At 39.0% G+C, this 748-nt stretch carries 1 protein-coding gene; it reads right to left on the reverse strand.

The genetic code is table 11. The annotated features are described in order from the left end of the window. Window positions 1-127: 127 nt before the first annotated feature. On the reverse strand, window positions 128-748 hold a 621-nt coding region (locus tag AC3ASS_RS14385), incomplete at its 5' end, for a transposase (protein ID WP_488284172.1).

Here is a 748-nt window from a genome sequence, read left to right on the forward strand (position 1 = left end):
CCCTTTATAATACTCAGGATACATTTCACCCCCACATTTTTCACATGCAAACATAGGAGGAGTTGTCGGATCTCCATCATCCATTAAATCGAAATCCCTTACCACGTTAATAGGAATCTCTTCTTTCTCATGACACGCCAAACAAACATAGCTGACGCTCTGTTGCTTGGACTGGTTTAGGCTTATGTTTTTCTTCTTTTTCTTTCCCTTTTTGCGGGTTTTTGATACCGGTGAGATCGTTAATCATCCTTTCTAAATAAGCTCTTGTAGTTTTGCATAAGGCTACCTTTATTTCTAATTTACCATTTTCAAGGCAGACTTCTCCCTTGTATTCATAGTAACATTCACACCTCTGACAAACGAGAGGGTCTTTCTTGCCACTGGCTACTATTCTTTCACGCCACGTCTGGCGACGTAAGGTTTTCTTAACTTTTACAACCCAACGTCTTGCTTTTTGTTGCCAAGTACTCAACACTTTTTTACACAAGTTTTTTGATCTTCTAGAATACATACCGTAATGCCGAATAGTTTTAAATTGCTCGTCTGGGATATGGCGAATTAAACGTGAAATAAATTCTTCGACACTTACGGTTTCGGATTTGTCTTTTCCGTCAGTTTTATCCTTATATTTGAACGTAACGAATTGCCCATCATATGCCTCAATCCGATTGATTCCAATCGCTGGTCGACGAATATAACGGCCAATATAACGAAGTTGTTCTTTTATTTTCCCCCTCTGTTTAGGTGC

The organism is Bacillus sp. JST-5 (genome assembly GCF_057747715.1).